Below are 18690 nucleotides of genomic sequence, written 5' to 3'. Positions count from 1 at the left end.
CCCGCGAGGGGAAGTTAAGCCGCATCCGGCGCGCCTTCTTTGCCTACTTTCTTGGCAAGACAAGAAAGTAGGTCGGCTCCCCGCAGGGGAGTCGAAACAGGCCGTTGGCCCGATCAACCCACACCGCTCGAACACACAACTCAACTCAGCCCAGCCCAGTCCCGCAACTCAAACCTTCGGCAACACCCTAGGCTGCCGATCCTCATCAGTAGCCACATACGTCAGCGTCGCCTCCGTCACCTTGACGATCGCATTGCTGTGCCGCATGCGTTGCGCATAAACCTCGACCGACACAGTGATCGACGTGCGGCCGGTCTTGACGATGTCGGCGTAGAAGCTCACCAGGTCACCAACGAAGACCGGGTGCTTGAACAGAAAGCTGTTCACCGCCACCGTGGCCACGCGCCCCTGGGCGCGTTCCACTGCCGGGATGGAGCCGGCGATGTCGACCTGCGCCATGATCCAGCCGCCGAACACATCGCCGTGCACATTGGCGTCGGCAGGCATCGGGACGACGCGTAGTGCGGGATTCTTGCCTGCCGGCAGGGCAGGGACGACGTGGGATTCGGTCATGATGCTGGAAGTGAAAAGAGGGGGCTGTGTGCGAGGCCGGTGGGTCCGGCCGGGTGGCCGCGGGATGCGTGCCAGCCGGGTGCCGCGATCTCTGCGACAATGAAATATTGGCTTGAATTCTAACGTATGAGACGCTTCCCCACATCGGCCGAGCCCGCCCCGGCCGCCGGCTCGCATTCCCTGTTTTCCGGCCAGGGCGCCCGGCGCGGCGACTGGCAGACGGTGCGCAACCTGCTGCCCTACGTCTGGCACTACAAATGGCGGGTGATGCTGGCGCTGACGTGCCTGGTGGCGGCCAAGGTGGCCAACCTGGGCGTGCCGGTGCTGATGAAGAAGCTGATCGACAGCATGAACATCGCCCCCGGCGACACGCGGGCGCTGTTGGTGGTGCCGGTCGGGCTGATCGTCGGCTACGGCCTGCTGCGCCTGTCCAGCACGCTGTTCACCGAGCTGCGCGAGATCCTGTTCTCCAAGGTCACGCAGAGCGCGGTGCGCGAGATCGCGCTGCAGGTGTTCCGGCACCTGCACGGCCTGTCGCTGCGCTTCCACCTGGAGCGGCAGACCGGCGGCATGAGCCGCGACATCGAGCGCGGCACGCGCGGCATCCAGTCGCTGATCTCCTACTCCCTGTACAGCATCGTGCCCACGCTGGTGGAAATGGCGCTGGTGATGGGCTTCTTCCTGCTGCGCTACGACATCTGGTTCGCCGGCATCACCGGCGCCGCCCTGGCGGGTTATATCGTGTTCACGGTGGTGGTGACCGAATGGCGCACGCATTTCCGGCGCAAGATGAACGAGCTGGACTCGCGCGCCAACCAGAAGGCCATCGACTCGCTGCTCAATTTCGAGACGGTCAAGTACTTCGGCAACGAGGAATACGAGGCGAGCCGCTACGACGAGAACCTGCGCACTTACCGCACCGCCGCGATCCGTTCGCAGAACTCGCTGTCCTTCCTGAACTTCGGCCAACAGGCCATCATCGCCACGGGGCTGATCCTGATCCTGTGGCGCGCTACAGTCGGCGTGGCCGCGGGCAAGCTGACCCTGGGCGACCTGGTGCTGGTCAACACCCTGATGATCCAGCTCTACATCCCGCTGAACTTCCTCGGCGTGATCTACCGCGAGATCAAGCAGGCCACCACCGACATGGACCGCATGTTCGTGCTGCTCGGCACCCACCAGGAAGTGGCCGATGCGCCGGGTGCCCAGCCCCTGCGCAGCGGCGGCGCCGAGGTCTGCTTCCGCGACGTGGGCTTCGGCTACGAGCGCGACCGCGTGATCCTGTCGGGCGTCGACTTCACCATCGCCGCCGGCACGACCACGGCGGTGGTAGGCCACAGCGGCTCGGGCAAGTCGACGCTGGCGCGGCTGCTGTTCCGCTTCTACGATGTCGGCTCGGGCGCGATCCTGGTCGACGGGCAGGACATCCGCGCGGTCACCCAGGACAGCCTGCGGCGCGCCATCGGCATCGTGCCGCAGGACACCGTGCTGTTCAACGACAGCATCTACTACAACATCGCCTACGGGCGCCCGGAAGCAAGCCACGACGAGGTCATTGCCGCGGCGAGCGCCGCGCAGATCGACACCTTCATCCGCGAGCTGCCGCAGGGCTACGACACGCCGGTGGGCGAGCGCGGGCTCAAGCTGTCGGGCGGCGAGAAGCAGCGCGTGGCGATCGCGCGCACGCTGCTGAAGAACCCGCCCATCCTGGTGTTCGACGAGGCCACCTCCGCGCTCGACTCGCGCACCGAGCAGGCCATCCAGGCCGAGCTGATGCGGCTCGCCCAAGACCGCACCACCTTGCTGATCGCGCACCGCCTGTCCACCGTCGTGCATGCGGACCAGATCCTGGTGATGGACCGTGGCTGCATCGTCGAGCGCGGTACGCACGCCGAACTGATGCGCGCGGGTGGCCGCTACGCGGAAATGTGGGAGATCCAGGCGCGCAGCGCGCGCCAGGGCGAGGGCGGGGTGGACGCCAGCGCCGATGCGCGCGCCATCGAGGTCGGCGACGAAACGCAGGACGCCTGATCTTGCTCTGGCTGGGCCGGGTTCCACGCAAATGCGTTCGCCGCGGCGCTGGTTTTCTCCCCTCTCCCGCTTGCGGGAGAGGGGCCGGGGGAGAGGGCAGGCGCTTGCAGCCACGATCTAATGCCTCTTGCCGATCTCGCATGATGTGGCGACATCGCGTCCTTGTTCCGGACGGCGTCAGCCTTTGCACCCAACAGCCATACGACATCCCCCTTCGGGGGCTGCCGGTCACTTTTCTTTGCGTTCTGCAAAGAAAACTAACGAAAAGAAAGCAGACCCTGCCGGGGGCAGAGCAATAAGGCTCTCTTGGGTTATCGCCAGCAGTGGTGGGCGTGTCGCCTCTGCTGGTCGCTGCCACGCCCTGTGCTCAAGTGGTCGACGCTGCCAATGCCGGGAGCATGGATTGTTGGGCCCCTGATGCCGGGCCGCCGTGATGGTTCGACCATCCTGCCGTTACCGAGGCTGGCCACCACTTCCTACTGATCGTGGTTGGTTTCGTGGTGGGCGTGCTGGCACCAGCCTCCGGCAGCCATGCCAAGGCTGGCCTTCTCGTGAAACGAGCGCCTCCCGCCTCCTTGATTTGTCGGTAATCCTCAACGCTTGCGGGAGGGAGAGCCCCCCGTCGGCCAGGGGCTCTAGGCGTAATCCAGCGGCAGCGCCGTGGTGTACTTGATCTGCTCCATCGCGAAGCTGGAACTGACGTCGGCCAGTTCCGCGCCCTGGATCAGCTTCTTGTAGACGCGGTCATAGGCAGCGATGTCGGGTACCACCACGCGCAGCAGGTAGTCGGTGTCGCCGGCCATGCGGTAGAACTCGGTCACTTCCGGGATGGAGGCGACCAGCGCGTGAAAGCTCTTGAGCCATTTGTCGTTGTGCTGGCTGGTGCGAACCGAGACGAACACGGTCACGCCCACGTTGAGCCGGGCGGCATCGAGCAGCGCCACCCGCTTGCGGATCACGCCGCTGTCTTCCAGCTTCTGCACGCGGCGCCAGCAGGGCGTGGAAGTCAGCCCGACTCTTTCTCCCAGTTCGGCCACCGGCACGGTGGCGTCTTCCTGCAGGATCTCCAGTATCTCTTTGTCGTAGCGGTCCATCGCCTCGTTCACTCATTGCGCCGGTTGCCGGTCGCGCAGCGACGGCGCCGCGGCGCTCAGGCGGCGTCCACCAGCAGGTTCACGCCGCTGGCGATGTGCTGCGGGCCGACTCCATAGATGTGCAGGGAGACGGCCACCGAATCGCTCTCGTTGCCGAGCGCGTGGATGTGCTGCAGTCCGGCGGGCACGCTGAAGGTGTCGCCTGCGGCTCGGTCCACCTGGCCCACGCAACGCGCCTGGCCCGCCATCGCATCCCAGTGGTAGTGGCGCTCGCGCAACTGCCCCTGCAGCACGCGGTAGGCACACCAGCAGCGGTGGCCGTGCACGGGGCTGGCCTGTCCCGGGCGCCAGACCAGCAGCATCATCGAGAAGCGCTCGAAGGGGTCGGCGTAGATCAGGTGGCGGGTATAAGTCTCGGCACTGCCGCCGCGCGCGGATTCCGGCAGCTGCGCCAGCAGCTCGGCGGCGTCGGGCAGATGGGTCTCGATGCCGCTGGCAACCTGGCGCGCGCTGTGCGCGAAGGCGGCTTCCATGCTGTGGGCGAGCGGCGCGAAGGGCGCGCCGATGGCTTGGCTCTGTTGCATTCTGGGCTCCTGGACTTATGCCCCCATGGTAGCGGGTAGTCTGGAGCACATACGTGCATTCTATGGCCGCAGCTTCGCCATTGGAAGAAAATTATTCTATACGTAGTTGCTAATTGAGCATTGTATACTCAGTTCGAGCTACGCGGCTTCCGATTCCCTGTTCGGTGCCCGCCGGTGGATAATGCCGCCTCATGGAAATCAAATGGCTTGAAGACTTCGTCAGCCTGGCCGAGACGCACAGCTTCTCGCGTTCGGCCGAGCTGCGTCATGTGACCCAGCCTGCCTTCTCGCGCCGCATCCAGTCGCTGGAGGCCTGGGTGGGCACGGAGCTGATCGACCGCTCCAGCTACCCGACCCGGCTGACGGAAGCCGGCAAGGTCTTCTACGAGCAGGCCCTGGCGATGCTGGCGCAGGTCAGCGAGACGCGCGCGCTGATGCGCGGCCAGCGCTCGTCGAACGGCCTGGTGCTGGACTTCGCCGTGCCGCATACGCTGTCGCTGACCTTCTTCCCGGAATGGCTGAAGGCGCTGGAGCGCAAGCTGGGCACGCTGCCGTGCCGGCTGCGCGCGCTCAACGTGCACGATGCGGTGCTGATGCTGGTGGAGGGCGGCTGCGACCTGGTCATGGTCTACCACCATGCGCGCCAAGCCATCCAGCTCGACCCCGCCCACTACGACATGCTGGTGCTCGGCGTCGAGCGGCTGTCGCCCTACTGCGCGCCGGATGCCGACGGCAAGCCGCTGTTCCGGCTGCCGGGCAGCGAGCGCAAGCCGGTGCCCTTCCTCAGCTACACGGCCAATGCCTTCCTCGGCCGCATGGTCGACCTGCTGCTGGCCGACACCGCCGAGGCCTTCAAGCTCGACAAGTGCTACGAGACCGATATGGCCGAGGCGCTCAAGGTGATGGCGCTGGCCGGGCACGGCATCGCCTTCCTGCCCGAGAGCGCAGTGCGCGAAGACGTGGCGCAAGGCCGGCTGGTGCGCGCCGAAGCGCCGCGCCAGCGGCCGCTGTCCATCGAGATGGAGATCCGCCTGTACCGGGCCAAGCCAGGCGAGGGCGGGGCCGAGCGGCGCGGCAGCCCGGCCCGCCGCAAGCGGCAGTTGGTCGACCAGGTCTGGTCCACCCTGACCGAATCCGGAACCGGCGAATAGCCGGCCACCGCGGGGCAGGCGCCCGCGGGCGGCACAAGGGAGGTTTCGGGGGCTGGCAAGGTTATGCAAGATTTGCATGACGGGATGAGCAAACGGCATTGGATTCCGCGCGAGACGCTCGCCTAAGCTAGCGCCACCTTGTCACCCGGAAACCAACGATGTCTTCCGCCGTACCGCTTCACGTTCCGTCCGCAGACCACGCCCTGCCGTCCTACCTGAATCCCGAGGAACTCGGGCCCTGGGGCATCTACCTCAAGCAAGTCGAGCGCGTCACGCCTTACCTGGGCTCGCTGGCCCGCTGGGTCGAGACCCTCAAGCGCCCCAAGCGCGCGCTGATCGTCGACGTGCCCATCGAGCTGGACAACGGCACCATCGCCCACTTCGAGGGCTATCGCGTGCAGCACAACCTGTCGCGCGGCCCCGGCAAGGGCGGCGTGCGCTTCCACCAGGACGTGACCCTGTCCGAGGTGATGGCACTGTCGGCCTGGATGTCGGTCAAGAACGCGGCGGTCAACGTGCCCTACGGCGGCGCCAAGGGTGGCATCCGCCTGGATCCGCGCACGCTGTCGCAGGGGGAGCTGGAGCGCGTTACGCGCCGCTACACCAGCGAGATCAATATCATCATCGGGCCGAGCAAGGACATCCCGGCGCCGGACGTCAACACCAATGCACAGGTGATGGCGTGGATGATGGATACCTACTCGATGAACTCCGGCAGCACCGCCACCGGCGTGGTGACGGGCAAGCCGATCTCGCTGGGCGGTTCGCTGGGCCGCCATGAGGCCACCGGCCGCGGCGTCTTCGTGGTCGGCAGCGAGGCCGCCCGCAACCTGGGCATGGACATCAAGGGTGCACGCGTGGCCGTGCAGGGCTTCGGCAACGTGGGCGCGGTGGCGGCCAAGCTGTTCCATGAGGCGGGCGCCAAGGTGGTGGCGGTGCAGGACCACCGCACCTCGCTGTACAACCCGGCCGGCCTGGACGTGCCGGCGATGATGGAATACGCCTCGCACAGCGGCACCATCGACGGCTTCAAGGCCGAGACCATCAGCACCGACCAGTTCTGGGAGGTCGACTGCGACATCCTGATCCCGGCCGCGCTGGAAGGGCAGCTCACCGCCAAGCGGGCGTCGCTGACCAAGGCCAAGCTGGTCATCGAGGGCGCCAACGGCCCGACCACGCCGGAAGCCGACGATGTCCTGCGTGAGCGCAACATCCTGGTGGCGCCGGACGTGATCGCCAACGCCGGCGGCGTGACCGTGTCCTACTTCGAGTGGGTGCAGGACTTCTCCAGCTTCTTCTGGACCGAAGAGGAGATCAACCAGCGCCTGGTACGAATCATGCAAGAAGCCTTCCGGGCGATCTGGCAGGTTGCCCAGGACAACAAGGTGACCCTGCGCACGGCCGCCTTCATCGTGGCCTGCACGCGGATCCTGCAGGCGCGCGAGATGCGTGGCCTGTACCCCTGATCGGAAAGCGGATCGCGGCCGGAATGTTGCATTGCACCAATTCCGGCCATGACGCACCGGAAAGCGGCTGCCGACCCTGTCGGCAGCCGCTTTTGCTTTATGGCGCAAGTTTGATGTGATGCGCAAGCCTTGACCGGCTTTGGAGGCAATTAGGGGAAAACCCGTTGTTTCGAGTGACGAGCTAAGCAATACTATTCCATCGGCGGGGTGTTGTTTTGTGGCACCCGCCTTCTCTTCATGGTCAAGGAGAACACATGAATTTTGCCAAGTTGGCTACCGCGATGGTGGCGGTCGGTTTGCTGTGCGGTACGGCTCAGGCCGCCGAGGAACTGACGGGCACGCTGAAGAAGATCAAAGATACCGGTGTGATCACGCTTGGTGTACGGGATTCTTCCATTCCGTTCAACTACAACCTGGGTGGCGTGCGCCAGGTCGGCTATTCCTACGACATCAACATCAAGATCGTCGAAGCCGTCAAGGACAAGCTGAAGCTGCCGAACCTGCAGGTCAAGGAAATCCCGATCACCTCGCAGAACCGCATCACGCTGCTGCAGAACGGCACCATCGACATCGAGTGCGGCTCGACCACCAACAACCTCGAGCGTCAGAAGCAGGTGGCGTTCACTAACACCATCTTCATCATCGGCACCCGCATCATGGTGAAGAAGGATGGCGGCATCAAGGACTGGTCCGACCTGAAGGGCAAGAACGTCGTGACCACCGCCGGCACCACGTCGGAGCGCATGCTGCGCAAGATGAACGATGACCAGAAACTGGGCATGAACATCATCAGCACCAAGGACCATGGCCAGTCGTTCCTGACGCTGGAGTCCGGCCGTGCCGTGGCGTTCATGATGGATGACGCCCTGCTGTATGGCGAGCGCGCCAAGGCCAAGAACCCGTCCGACTGGATCGTGGTGGGCAAGCCGCAATCGCGCGAGGCCTACGGCTGCATGATCCGCAAGGATGATGCACAGTTCAAGAAGGTGGCCGACGGCGTGATCGCCGGCCTGATGAAGGATGGCAGCATCAATACGCTGTACACCAAGTGGTTCATGCAGCCCGTGCCGCCGAAGGGCCTGAACCTGGACTTCCCGCTGTCCGACGATATGAAGGCGCTCTTCAAGAACCCGAACGATAAGGCACTAGACTGACCAGGATTGAACGGGACTGCGAAACGGAAGGCGAGTCCTTCCGTTTCTTTTTGAGGACGCATCATGAACTACAACTGGCATTGGGGAGTTTTCCTCGAGCAGGCTGCGCAGAACGAGACCTACCTGGACTGGATGATTTCCGGCCTGAAGGTCACGCTGGCGCTGGGCCTCTCCTCGTGGATCATTGCTCTGATCATCGGCTCCGTGCTCGGCGTGCTGCGCACGGTGCCGAACAAGCTGCTTTCCGGGATCGCCGCGACCTATGTCGAAGTGTTCCGCAATATTCCGCTGCTGGTGCAGCTGTTCATCTGGTACTTCGTCGCGCCCGAGCTGCTGCCCGGCGGCGATGCCATCAAGCAGATGAACCCCTTCACCCAGCAGTTCCTGGCAGCCATGCTGTGCCTGGGCACCTTCACCGCGGCGCGCGTGTGCGAGCAGGTGCGCTCCGGCATCAACTCGCTGCCGCGCGGCCAGAAGAACGCCGGCCTGGCGATGGGATTCTCGCTGGCGCAGACCTATCGCTACGTACTGCTGCCGATGGCCTTCCGCGTGATCGTGCCACCGCTGACCTCGGAATTCCTGAACATCTTCAAGAATTCTGCAGTGGCGTCGACCATCGGCCTGCTGGAACTGGCCGCGCAGGGGCGCCAGCTGGTGGACTACACCGCGCGCCCCTATGAGTCGTTCATCGCCGTGACGGTGATGTATGCGCTGATCAATGTGACGGTGATGCTGTTCATGCGCTGGGTCGAGAGCCGCAGCCGCGTGCCCGGCTTCATCAGCAGCAAATAAGGAGAAGCCATGGCATATCATTTCGACTTCTCCTCGATCAACGCCGATTCGCTGCCGGTGCTGTGGGAGGGCATGCAGATCTCGCTGAAGATCACCGTCACCGCGGTGGTCGTCGGCATCGTCTGGGGCACCCTGCTGGCGATGATGCGGCTGTCTTCCTTCAAGCCGCTGAACTGGTTCGCGCAGAGCTATGTCACGCTGTTCCGCTCGGTGCCGCTGGTGATGGTGCTGTTGTGGTTCTTCCTGATCATTCCGCAGGTGCTGCAGAAGGTGTTCAACCTGTCGGCGGCGTCGGACCTGCGCATGACCTCGGCGCTGGTGGCCTTTTCGCTGTTCGAGGCGGCCTACTACTCGGAGATCATCCGTGCCGGCATCCAGAGCGTGTCGCGCGGCCAGATGTTCGCCGCGCAGGCGCTGGGCATGACCTACGGGCAGACCATGCGGCTGGTGATCCTGCCGCAGGCCTTCCGCAACATGGTGCCGCTGCTGCTGACGCAGGGCATCATCCTGTTCCAGGATACCTCGCTGGTCTACGTCAGCGCGCTGGCTGACTTCTTCGGCCAGTCCTATGGCATCGGCGAACGCGATGGCCGCATCGTCGAGATGCTGCTGTCCGCGGGCCTGGTGTATTTCGTGATCTGCTTCTCCGCTTCGCTGCTGGTCAGGCGTTACCAGAAAAAGGTGGCCATATGATTGAAATCAACAATGTTTCCAAGTGGTATGGCTCCTTCCAGGTGCTGACCGACTGCACCACCCAGGTGGCCAAGGGCGAAGTGGTGGTGGTGTGCGGGCCCTCGGGTCTCGGGCAAGTCCACGCTGATCAAGACCGTGAACGCGCTGGAGCCTTTCCAGAAGGGCGACATCCTGGTCGACGGCACCTCCGTGGGCAATCCCAAGACCAACCTGCCCAAGCTACGCTCGCGCGTGGGCATGGTGTTCCAGAACTTCGAGCTGTTCCCGCACCTGTCGATCACCGACAACCTGACCATCGCGCAGATGAAGGTGCTGGGCCGCTCCAAGGAGGAGGCCACGGCCAAGGGCCTGAAGTACCTGGAGCGCGTGGGCCTGAAGAGCCAGGCGGCCAAGTTCCCGGGCCAGCTCTCGGGCGGCCAGCAGCAGCGCGTGGCGATCGCCCGTGCGCTGTCGATGGATCCGATCTGCATGCTGTTCGACGAGCCGACCTCGGCGCTGGACCCGGAAATGGTCAACGAGGTGCTGGACGTGATGGTGCAGCTCGCGCAGGAAGGCATGACCATGATGTGCGTGACCCACGAAATGGGCTTCGCGCGCAAGGTGGCCAACCGCGTGATCTTCATGGACGCCGGCAAGATCGTCGAGGACTGCGCCAAGGAGGAATTCTTCGGCAATATCGAGGCGCGCTCCGAGCGCGCACGCCAGTTCCTGTCGAAGATCCTGCATCACTGAGCGCCGGCCGCAGTCTGCGCCGAAATGAAAAAAAGGGACGCCGCGGCGTCCCTTTTTTTCATTTCCTGCGCCGCTCAGGTACAGGCTGTGTTGGCGGCGTTCTTCGCCTGCACCTCGGGCGGGATCGGCACCGACAGCGTCATGGTGGGGTGGCCGTCTTCGAACATGATCAGCTCGCCCGGTGCGAAGGCGGTCCAGTTCTCGTTGTCGGTCAGCGGGGCGGTGGCGATCACGGCCACGCGGTCGTCCGGCGTGGTGACCTGGGCGAAGTCGATCGACAGGTCGGCGTCGATCAGGTGGGCGGTCGAGAAGGGCCACTGCCGTACCAGGTAGTACAGCCGCGTGGAGCAGTGCGCGAACAGCGCCTGCCCATTGCTCAGCAGGTAGTTGAAGACGCCGTGCAGCGTGATGTCACGCGTGATGTCGGCCAGGGCGTGGCACAGTTCGTTCAGCGGCGGCTGCGAACCGGGAAAGCGCTTGCGCAGACCCTGCATCAGCGTGCAGAAGGCCAGCTCGCTGTCGGTGTCGCCCACCGGCTGGTAGACGCCCGACAGGAAAGGGGTGAAGCCCTTCAGGTCGCCGTTATGGGCGAAGATCCAGTGCCGGCCCCACAGCTCGCGCATGAAGGGGTGGCAGTTCTCCAGCAGCACCGTGCCCTGCGTGGCCTTGCGGATATGCGAGATCACGTTCTTGGACTTGATCGGGTAGCGCTTGATCAGGTCGGCCACGGGCGAGGTGCCGGCAGACTGGTTGTCGATGAACAGGCGGCAGGCCTTGTCCTCGAAGAAAGCCACGCCGAAGCCGTCGGCGTGATGGTCGGTGACGCCGCCGCGGGCGGCGAAACCGGTGAAGGAGAACGTCACGTCGGTCGGCGTGGCGCAATTCATGCCTAGCAACTGGCACATGGCAGGGCACCGGGGGCGACAGGGGGCTGCCGCTTTGCAATAGAATGCGTCTATTATCCCGCGCGGCCGGATCGCTGCCAAGCGCGGCCGCCGGGCCGGCGCCGGCCCGGCCCTGCGCGGTCAAGTCCTTCCCGACCCACCAGGCCCCCCAAGACATGAGCCAATACAAGATCGCTGTGATTCCCGGAGACGGAATCGGCACGGAAGTGATGCCCGAAGGCATCCGCGTGATGGACGCCGCCGCGCGCCGCTTCGGCATCGACCTGCAATGGGACCAGTTCGATTTTTCGAGCTGCGACTACTATGCGCGGCACGGCAAGATGCTGCCGGACGACTGGTTCGATACGTTGGTGAAGTACGACGCGATCTACTTCGGCGCGGTGGGCTGGCCGGCCACGGTGCCCGATCATGTCTCGCTGTGGGGCTCGCTGCTGCAGTTCCGGCGCGCCTTCGACCAGTATGTGAACCTGCGCCCGGTGCGCTTGATGCCCGGCATTCCCTGCCCCCTGGCCGGCCGCAAGCCAGGCGACATCGACTTCTACGTGGTGCGCGAGAACACCGAGGGCGAATACTCCAGCATCGGCGGGCGCATGTTCCCAGGCACCGAGCGCGAAGTGGTGATCCAGGAAACGGTGATGAGCCGGGTCGGGGTCGACCGCATTCTGAAGTTCGCCTTCGAGCTGGCACAGAAGCGCCCCAGGAAGCATCTGACCTCGGCTACCAAGTCCAACGGCATCTCGATCACCATGCCTTACTGGGACGAGAGAGTCGAGGCGATGGCGGCGGGCTATCCGGAGCTGAAGGTCGACAAGTACCACATCGACATCCTGACGGCCAATTTCGTGCTGCATCCGGACTGGTTCGACGTGGTGGTGGCCAGCAACCTGTTCGGCGACATCCTGTCCGATCTCGGCCCGGCCTGCACCGGCACCATCGGCATCGCCCCCTCGGGCAATATCAACCCGGACCGCACCTTCCCCAGCCTGTTCGAGCCGGTGCATGGCTCGGCGCCGGACATCGCCGGGCGCGGCGTGGCCAACCCGATCGGCCAGATCTGGTGCGGCGCCATGATGCTTGAGCACCTCGGCCACGCCGAGGCCGGCGCGGCCGTGCTGCAGGCGATCGAGTCGGTGCTGGCGGCTGGGCCGCAGCACGCTCCGCTGACGCGCGACATCGGCGGAACGGCGGGTACGGCCGACCTCGGCCGGGCGATCGCGGAGGCGCTGTGAGCGCCGGGGCTGCCACGCCGCTGGACGCCCGCGCGCTGCTGCTGGAGAGCTTCCAGGCAGCGGTGGGCGCGGCCGATCCGCTGCGCGTGGTGGCCGGCCACCTGCCGCCGCCGCAGGCAGGCGGGCGCACCCTGGTGGTGGGCGCCGGCAAGGCAGCCGCATCGATGGCCCTGGCGGTGGAGCGTGCCTATGCCGGCCGCGCCGCGCTCGAAGGCCTGGTCGTCACGCGTTATGCGCATGGCTTGCCCACCGAGCACATCCGGGTGATCGAGGCGGGCCATCCGGTGCCGGACGAGGCCGGCGAGCAGGCCGCGGCCGAGATCCTGGCCCGCGTCCAGGCGCTGGGACCCGACGATCGCCTGATCGTGCTGGTTTCCGGCGGCGGCTCCAGCCTGCTGTCGCTGCCGGCGGACGGCATCGCCATGGCCGACCTGAAGGCCACCACGCGCGAACTGCTGCGCTGCGGCGCCCCCATCACCGAGATGAACATCGTGCGCAAGCACCTGTCCCGCATCCACGGCGGCAGGCTGGCCCAGGCCAGCCGTGCGCCAGTGACCACGCTGATCGTCTCCGACGTGGCGGGCGACGATCCCAGCGCCATCGCCTCGGGCCCGACGGTGGCCGATCCCAGCACCTACGCGGATGCGCTCGACATCCTGCGCCGCTACGGCGCAGCGGTGCCAGCGGCGGTGCAGTCACATCTGGAACGCGGCGCGCGCGGCGAGCTGCCCGAAACCCCGAAGCCGGGCGACTCTGTCTTCGCAAGAGTCGACAACCGCATGATCGCGACCGCACACGGCAGCCTCGAGGCTGCTGCGGCGTGCTTCCGCGCGCACGGCATCCAGCCCGTGCTGCTGGGCGACACCGTCACCGGCGAGGCGCGTGAGGTGGCCCAGGTCTACGCGGCGCTGGTGCGTGAGATTCGGGCGTACAATGCGCCCTTCGCGGCGCCGGTGGCGCTGATCTCCGGCGGAGAATGCACCGTCACGCTGCCGCCCGGCCTGCAGGGCGCGCGCGGCGGCCGCTGCTCCGAATTCCTGTTGTCGCTGGCGCTGGAACTGAACGGCGCCGCGTGCGTGCACGCCATTGCGGCGGACACCGACGGCATCGACGGCTCCGAAGACAATGCCGGCGCCGTGGCCGGGCCGGATACGCTGGCCCGCGCCGAAGCGGCCGGCATGCCGGCGCGGCGGCAGCTTGATGCGCACGATGCCTGGGGCTTCTTCCATGCCATCGGCGACCTCGTCGTGACCGGCCCCACGCGCACCAATGTGAACGACTACCGCGCTATCCTGATTCTGTAGATCCGTAGAAACCGGCCCGCCACTGTGCCGGCGGCCAAGCAAGACCCCAAGCCATGACCCAGACCCTGACCATCACCCGCCCGGACGACTGGCACCTGCACCTGCGCGACGGCGCGGCGCTGGCCGCCGTGCTGCCCGACAGCGCCCGCCAGTTCGCGCGCGCCATCATCATGCCCAACCTGAAGCCGCCCGTGACCACGGTGGCGCAGGCCGAGGCCTACCGCGCGCGCATCCTCGCGGCGCTGCCGGCCGGCATGCAGTTCGAGCCGCTGATGACGCTGTACCTGACCGACAATACGCCGGCCGACGAGATCGTGGCGGCCAAGGCCAGCGGCTTCGTGCATGGCGTCAAGCTCTACCCGGCCGGCGCCACCACCAACAGCGATGCCGGCGTGACCGACCTGCGCCGCTGCGCGCCCGCGCTGGAAGCGATGCAGCGCGTGGGCATGCCGCTGTTGGTGCATGGCGAGGTGACCGACGGCGATATCGACATCTTCGATCGCGAAGCCGTCTTCATCGACCGCGTGATGACGCCGCTGCGCCGCGACTTCCCGGAACTGAAGGTGGTGTTCGAGCACATCACCACCAAGGATGCTGCGCAGTATGTGCGCGACGCCGAGGGCCCGGTGGCGGCTACCGTCACGGCGCACCACCTGCTGTACAACCGCAATGCCATCTTCACCGGCGGCATCCGCCCGCACTACTACTGCCTGCCCGTGCTCAAGCGCGAAGTGCACCGCGAAGCGCTGGTGGCGGCGGCCACCTCGGGCAGCCCGCGTTTCTTCCTCGGCACCGACAGCGCGCCGCATGCGCGCGGCCTGAAAGAACATGCGTGCGGTTGCGCCGGCTGCTACACCGCGCTGCACGCCATGGAGCTCTATGCCGAGGCCTTCGAGGCGGCCGGCGCGCTGGACAAGCTGGAGGCTTTCGCCAGCTTCAACGGCCCGGCTTTCTATGGCCTGCCGCGCAATGCGGGCACGCTGACGCTGGTGCGCGAAGACTGGACGCTGCCGGCAGACCTGCCGTACGGCGACACCACGCTGGTGCCGCTGCGTGGCGGCGAGGTGCTGCGCTGGAAAGCGAAGTAAGGCAGGTGGCGCGGCAGTTGCCGCCGGGTCCCGCATCCTGTGCGGTTCAAGTGGCGGCCGATGATCCGGCGCTGCCGCTGGCGCTGGCCGGCATCGACTGGTCGCGGCCCTGGTTCGCCCCCATGCGCGCCGTCGGCGAGCCGCTGGCCCGCGCGGTGACGGCAGGCGCCGACCTGCGCGATGCGCTGGTCGAGCGCGCCGCCCAGCGCGGCCTGTGCAACGAGAGCGGGCTGCCGCTGCGCTTCGTGCCACAGGCGGCGCTGCCCGAAGGGCGCGCCTACGAAGCGCACATCTACGCTACCGGCGCGGTGCCGACGCGCGACAACCTGCACGACTTCTTCAACGCGCTGGTGTGGCTGCACTTTCCCGCCACCAAGCGTTTGCTCAACCGGCTGCAGGCAGCCGCCATCGCCAAGGATGGCGTGCAGGCGAGCCGCGGGCCCGTGCGCGACGCGGCCACCTTGTTCGATGAGAACGCCGTGCTGTTCCTCAGCGCCGAGCCGGCGCTGGAGACGGCCTTGCGCGCTTTCGGCTGGCGCGCGCTCTTCATCGAGGCACGCGTCGCCTGGCACGGCCGCTGCGCCGTGCTGCCCTTCGGCCATGCCTTGCTGGAGAAACTGGTGCGACCCTACAAGTCGGTGACGGCCCACGCCTGGCCGCTGGCGTTGTTGCCCGCGCAGGCGGGCGTGGCCGCGGGCGCCGGCCCGGACGAGGCGCCGGCGGGCACGCCCGACTACGCCGCCGTCGATGCGGTGCTGGCGGCATCGCTCGCTGCGGCCAGCACCGCATCGACGGCCGAGGCGTTCGCTCCGCGCCGCTTTGCCCCGCTGCCGGTGCTGGGCGTGCCCGGCTGGTGCGACGACAATCGCGATCCCGCCTACTACGCAGACACGGCCGTGTTCCGGCCGGGACGCCGCGCCGCGGCCGGCGCCGCCTGAGCGGGCCGGCGCGCGGGGGCCTCAGCGGTGTTCAGCCTGGCCCTGTGCGAGCGCCTCGGCGGAGGCGGGGAAGTCGCCGGCATAGACCTGGGTCAGCCGCGCCGGGTCGAGATGCGCGCGCAATGCGGCGTTGACCGCGTCCCGGCTCGCCTGGCGGATCTTCTCCTCGCGCTCGGCGGTGACCAGCATGGTGCGCCCCAGGTAAAGCTGGTTGGCCAGGTTGGCCGCCAGCGCGCCATCGTCGCTGCGGCCGACCGCCGCTTCCTGCAGCAGGCCGCTCTTGGCCTGTGCCAATTCTTCCTCGCTGATGCCGTCCCGCACCAGCCGTGCCAGCTCCTCGCTGACGGCGCGGCGCAGCTTGTCCAGGTTCTGCGGCGCGTAGAGGGCCTGCAGCGTGAAGCTGCCGGCGTCGTCGAGCGAGCCGACGCGCAGCATGCTGGCGGCGGAGTAGCTGATGCCGTCGCGCTGGCGCAGCCGGTCGGCCAGCCGGCTCTTGAGGCTGGCCCCGCCGAAGACACGGTTGGCGATCAGCAGCAGCGGGAAGTCGGCATCGTCGGTGGTCAGCTTGAGCGGCAGGCTCGCCACGTAGACGGCGCTGGCCTTGTCGGGCGTGCGCAGCACGATGCTGGCCGGCGTGATGTCGAAATAGGGTCGCTGCACGCGGGCGAACGGGGCCGGCGCGGCCCAGTCGCCGAACAGCGCGGCGAGCTGGTCCTGGGTGGCGGCGGGGTCGAAGTCGCCGACAAGCGCCAGCTCGGCGTGGCTGCTGCCGTAGAAGCGGGCGTGGAAGGCCTTCAGGTCGTCGACACGCACGCGCTGCAGCGCCGCGATGCGTTCTTCGATGGTATCCGTGTGGCGCGGGTCGCCGGCTGGATAGGGATTGCCGTGGCGCGCCAGTGCCGTGCGTGCGAGCGTGCCCGGCTCGGTCAGCTGGCTTTGCAGTCCCGCCACCGCTCTGTTGCGCAGCGTCTCGAGCTCGCTCGCAGGGAAGCGCGGCTCGCGCAGTACCTCGCGCAAGAGCGCCAGCAGTTCGGGCAGGTGCGCGCGGCGGGTCTGGAAGCGGACCGTGACTCTCTCCGCGTCGCCGCTGATGGCAGCGGTGGCCTTGAGCGCCTCCAGCCGGTCGGCGATCTCGCGGAAGTCGCGCGAGCCGGCGCCGCGCATCAGCATGGAGGCAGTCATGCCGCCGACGGCATCCAGGCCGTTCAGGCTGGCGGTGTCGCCCATGCGCAGGTACAGCACGCCGGTCACGTTGCCACCGCGCGTCGGCTTGGGCAGCAGGCTCAGCTTCATACCGTTGCCCAGCGTGTGGCGGATCGTGGCGGCCTCGATCTTGGCCGGCGTCGGATCGAAGGCGGCGACCGGCGCGGCCGCCGGCTTGCCCTGGTAGCCGTCGACCAGGGCTGAGACATCACGTGCGCTGAGCGGTGCCGGGATGGCGATGCGCTGGGCTTGTTCCGTCGGCACGAACTGGCCCAGCGTGCGGTTGGCGGGCCGCAGGTAGTTGAGCGCCACGCGCTGCACATCATCGAGGGTGGCGTTGGCGATGCGGTCGCGCCCGATCAGGAAGAGGCGCCAGTCGCCCTTGGCGATGGCCTCGGACAGCGCCAGCCCGTAGGCGGAGGGGTCGTTCAAGGTGTCCTCGTAGCCGTTCAGCAGCCGCGTGCGGGCACGCTCCAGTTCGGCCGCCGTCACCGGCCGCGCGGCCAGGCCTTCGACCTCGGCGAGCAGGGCCTCGCGCACGGGTGCGAGCGGCTTGTCCTTGCCGGCCATGGCCACGAAGATCACCGAGCCGGGATCCTTGAGTGCGCGCAGCACCGCGCCCTGCGCCGAGGCCTTGCCGCTCTCGACCAAGGACTGGTACAGGCGCCCGCCTGGCGCGCTGGTGAGAATGTCCGTCAGCAGCGCCATCGCTGCCGTGTCAGCGTGCGCGCCCGGCGCGATGTGGTAGTGCGCCATCACCGCCGGCACGTCGCCGGCCCGGTTCAGCGTCACCTCGCGCGCGCCTTCCTGCGGCGGCTCCACCGTATGTTCGGCCGGCAGGACCCGCGCGGGCCGCGGCACGGCGCCGAAGTAGCGCGCGATGCGTTCCAGCGTGGCGACCTGGTCGAACTTGCCGGTGACCACCAGCACCGCGTTGTCCGGCTGGTAATAGCGCCGGTAGAAGGCCTGCAGGCGGTCGATGCCCACGCCCTCCACGTCGCTGCGCGCGCCGATCGGCGCATGGCCGTAGTTGTGCCACTGGTAGGCGGCGGCCACCACCTGCTGCAGCAGCACGCCCGTCGGATTGTTCTGGCCCATCTCCAGTTCGTTGCGCACCACGGTCATTTCGCTGTCCAGCGCCGAGCGGGCGATGAAGCTGTTGACCATGCGGTCGGCCTCCATCTTCAGCACCCAGTCGAGGTTGTCCTCGCTGGCGGCGAAGGTGGCGAAGTAGTTGGTGCGGTCCTGGGCGGTGGTGCCGTTGAACTGCATGCCGCGGCGGGCGAACTCGCGCGGGATGGTGTCGCCGGGAAGCGCGGGCGTGCCCTTGAACAGCAGGTGTTCGAGCAGGTGGGCCATGCCCGTCTCGCCGTAGTTCTCGTGGCGGCTGCCGACCAGGTAGGTGACGTTGACGGTGGTGACCGGCTGCGCGTCGTCAGGCGCCAGCAGGATGCGCAGCCCGTTGGGCAGGCGGTACTCGGTGATGCCTTCCACCGAGGTGACCTTGGCCGGCAGCGCGCTCTCGGCCAGCGGCACGGCAATACTGAGCGCCGTCACCGGCGCTGCCGGCAGGAGCAGGCAGCAGGCCAGGGCAAGGGCAGTGAGGGGTGTCGTGTTGGCTCGGATGGACAGTCGCATGCGGTGTTCGAAGCGGTGGCGAGAGTGGCCGCCGTGTGGCCGGTGTGGCCGATGTGACGTTCAGTCGACACGGCGGTGGGTAAGACATTCTAGACGGACGGAAGGCGGGGAGGGC

General features: G+C 67.1%; 15 protein-coding genes and 1 pseudogene. 11 read left to right on the top strand and 5 right to left on the bottom strand.

Going from position 1 to position 18690, the window contains the following annotated elements:
• Positions 1-168: 168 nt before the first annotated feature.
• Complete coding sequence (locus tag AC1Z3O_RS15705) at positions 169-573, bottom strand: acyl-CoA thioesterase (RefSeq protein WP_483516627.1); 405 nt, start codon at positions 571-573, stop codon at positions 169-171.
• A gap of 126 nt (positions 574-699) precedes the next feature.
• Here AC1Z3O_RS15705 and AC1Z3O_RS15700 point away from each other — a divergent pair, with 126 nt between their 5' ends.
• Positions 700-2604 (top strand): ABCB family ABC transporter ATP-binding protein/permease, encoded by a 1905-nt coding sequence (locus AC1Z3O_RS15700; protein ID WP_483516626.1) that lies wholly within the window; start codon positions 700-702, stop codon positions 2602-2604.
• A gap of 635 nt (positions 2605-3239) precedes the next feature.
• On the opposite strand, the gene AC1Z3O_RS15695 is transcribed toward AC1Z3O_RS15700, so the two are convergent.
• Both AC1Z3O_RS15695 and AC1Z3O_RS15690 read right to left on the bottom strand, forming a co-directional pair.
• A complete protein-coding gene (locus AC1Z3O_RS15695) occupies positions 3240-3698 on the bottom strand; it encodes an Lrp/AsnC family transcriptional regulator (protein ID WP_483517624.1) in 459 nt (152 codons plus the stop codon).
• A 56-nt stretch (positions 3699-3754) separates the two neighbouring features.
• Positions 3755-4282 (bottom strand): cysteine dioxygenase family protein, encoded by a 528-nt coding sequence (locus AC1Z3O_RS15690; RefSeq protein ID WP_483516624.1) that lies wholly within the window; start codon positions 4280-4282, stop codon positions 3755-3757.
• Between the two features lie 191 nt (positions 4283-4473).
• Here AC1Z3O_RS15690 and AC1Z3O_RS15685 point away from each other — a divergent pair, with 191 nt between their 5' ends.
• The 6 genes and pseudogenes from AC1Z3O_RS15685 (at position 4474) to AC1Z3O_RS15660 (ending at position 10270) form a co-directional block, all read left to right on the top strand.
• On the top strand, positions 4474-5433 hold the full coding sequence (locus AC1Z3O_RS15685) for a LysR substrate-binding domain-containing protein (protein WP_483516623.1): 960 nt from the start codon (positions 4474-4476) through the stop codon (positions 5431-5433).
• A gap of 158 nt (positions 5434-5591) precedes the next feature.
• Positions 5592-6899, top strand: a complete 1308-nt coding sequence (locus AC1Z3O_RS15680; RefSeq protein ID WP_483516622.1) for a Glu/Leu/Phe/Val family dehydrogenase — start codon at positions 5592-5594, stop codon at positions 6897-6899.
• A 254-nt stretch (positions 6900-7153) separates the two neighbouring features.
• Positions 7154-8053, top strand: coding sequence for a glutamate/aspartate ABC transporter substrate-binding protein (locus tag AC1Z3O_RS15675; protein ID WP_483516621.1), 900 nt, complete (start codon positions 7154-7156; stop codon positions 8051-8053).
• A 63-nt stretch (positions 8054-8116) separates the two neighbouring features.
• The gene (locus tag AC1Z3O_RS15670) at positions 8117-8845 is read left to right on the top strand and encodes an amino acid ABC transporter permease (RefSeq protein ID WP_483516620.1); all 729 of its coding nucleotides are present in this window, start codon (positions 8117-8119) and stop codon (positions 8843-8845) included.
• Positions 8846-8854: 9 nt separating this feature from the next.
• Positions 8855-9538 carry a glutamate/aspartate ABC transporter permease GltK gene (gltK, locus tag AC1Z3O_RS15665; RefSeq protein WP_483516619.1) on the top strand — a complete coding sequence of 228 codons (684 nt, stop codon included), beginning with the start codon at positions 8855-8857 and terminating at the stop codon, positions 9536-9538.
• Positions 9535-10270 (top strand): annotated as a pseudogene (locus AC1Z3O_RS15660) (amino acid ABC transporter ATP-binding protein). The gene gltK and the pseudogene AC1Z3O_RS15660 overlap by 4 nt, the downstream one beginning before the upstream one ends.
• A gap of 74 nt (positions 10271-10344) precedes the next feature.
• Here the strand turns inward: AC1Z3O_RS15660 and AC1Z3O_RS15655 are convergent.
• Positions 10345-11175 (bottom strand): class II glutamine amidotransferase, encoded by an 831-nt coding sequence (locus tag AC1Z3O_RS15655; protein WP_483516618.1) that lies wholly within the window; start codon positions 11173-11175, stop codon positions 10345-10347.
• Between the two features lie 155 nt (positions 11176-11330).
• On the opposite strand from AC1Z3O_RS15655, the gene AC1Z3O_RS15650 reads away from it, so the two are divergent.
• The 4 genes from AC1Z3O_RS15650 to AC1Z3O_RS15635 all read left to right on the top strand — a co-directional run bounded on the left by AC1Z3O_RS15650 (position 11331) and on the right by AC1Z3O_RS15635 (position 15734).
• Positions 11331-12404: a tartrate dehydrogenase gene (locus AC1Z3O_RS15650; RefSeq protein ID WP_483516617.1), complete on the top strand. Its 1074-nt coding sequence runs from the start codon at positions 11331-11333 to the stop codon at positions 12402-12404.
• Positions 12401-13708 carry a glycerate kinase type-2 family protein gene (locus tag AC1Z3O_RS15645; protein WP_483516615.1) on the top strand — a complete coding sequence of 436 codons (1308 nt, stop codon included), beginning with the start codon at positions 12401-12403 and terminating at the stop codon, positions 13706-13708. The genes AC1Z3O_RS15650 and AC1Z3O_RS15645 overlap by 4 nt, the downstream gene beginning before the upstream one ends.
• A gap of 53 nt (positions 13709-13761) precedes the next feature.
• On the top strand, positions 13762-14796 hold the full coding sequence (gene pyrC / locus AC1Z3O_RS15640; RefSeq protein ID WP_483516613.1) for a dihydroorotase: 1035 nt from the start codon (positions 13762-13764) through the stop codon (positions 14794-14796).
• A 122-nt stretch (positions 14797-14918) separates the two neighbouring features.
• Positions 14919-15734 (top strand): DUF3025 domain-containing protein, encoded by an 816-nt coding sequence (locus AC1Z3O_RS15635; protein WP_483517623.1) that lies wholly within the window; start codon positions 14919-14921, stop codon positions 15732-15734.
• A 21-nt stretch (positions 15735-15755) separates the two neighbouring features.
• On the opposite strand, the gene AC1Z3O_RS15630 is transcribed toward AC1Z3O_RS15635, so the two are convergent.
• Entirely contained in the window at positions 15756-18575 is a 2820-nt protein-coding gene (locus tag AC1Z3O_RS15630; protein WP_483516611.1) for a M16 family metallopeptidase, read from the bottom strand.
• Between the last annotated feature and the right edge of the window lie 115 nt (positions 18576-18690).

The sequence above is a fragment of the Cupriavidus sp. 09_S30 genome (assembly GCF_056930435.1).
The sequence above is the reverse complement of the archived record's forward strand: the minus strand, read 5'-3'. Positions and strand labels throughout refer to the sequence as shown.

Coding starts and splice junctions, on each gene's coding strand:
- AC1Z3O_RS15705 (WP_483516627.1), bottom strand. CDS start 573: ATGACCGAATCCCACGTCGTCCCTGCCCTGCCGGCAGGCAAGAATCCC.
- AC1Z3O_RS15700 (WP_483516626.1), top strand. CDS start 700: ATGAGACGCTTCCCCACATCGGCCGAGCCCGCCCCGGCCGCCGGCTCG.
- AC1Z3O_RS15695 (WP_483517624.1), bottom strand. CDS start 3,698: ATGGACCGCTACGACAAAGAGATACTGGAGATCCTGCAGGAAGACGCC.
- AC1Z3O_RS15690 (WP_483516624.1), bottom strand. CDS start 4,282: ATGCAACAGAGCCAAGCCATCGGCGCGCCCTTCGCGCCGCTCGCCCAC.
- AC1Z3O_RS15685 (WP_483516623.1), top strand. CDS start 4,474: ATGGAAATCAAATGGCTTGAAGACTTCGTCAGCCTGGCCGAGACGCAC.
- AC1Z3O_RS15680 (WP_483516622.1), top strand. CDS start 5,592: ATGTCTTCCGCCGTACCGCTTCACGTTCCGTCCGCAGACCACGCCCTG.
- AC1Z3O_RS15675 (WP_483516621.1), top strand. CDS start 7,154: ATGAATTTTGCCAAGTTGGCTACCGCGATGGTGGCGGTCGGTTTGCTG.
- AC1Z3O_RS15670 (WP_483516620.1), top strand. CDS start 8,117: ATGAACTACAACTGGCATTGGGGAGTTTTCCTCGAGCAGGCTGCGCAG.
- gltK (WP_483516619.1), top strand. CDS start 8,855: ATGGCATATCATTTCGACTTCTCCTCGATCAACGCCGATTCGCTGCCG.
- AC1Z3O_RS15655 (WP_483516618.1), bottom strand. CDS start 11,175: ATGTGCCAGTTGCTAGGCATGAATTGCGCCACGCCGACCGACGTGACG.
- AC1Z3O_RS15650 (WP_483516617.1), top strand. CDS start 11,331: ATGAGCCAATACAAGATCGCTGTGATTCCCGGAGACGGAATCGGCACG.
- pyrC (WP_483516613.1), top strand. CDS start 13,762: ATGACCCAGACCCTGACCATCACCCGCCCGGACGACTGGCACCTGCAC.
- AC1Z3O_RS15635 (WP_483517623.1), top strand. CDS start 14,919: ATGCGCGCCGTCGGCGAGCCGCTGGCCCGCGCGGTGACGGCAGGCGCC.
- AC1Z3O_RS15630 (WP_483516611.1), bottom strand. CDS start 18,575: ATGCGACTGTCCATCCGAGCCAACACGACACCCCTCACTGCCCTTGCC.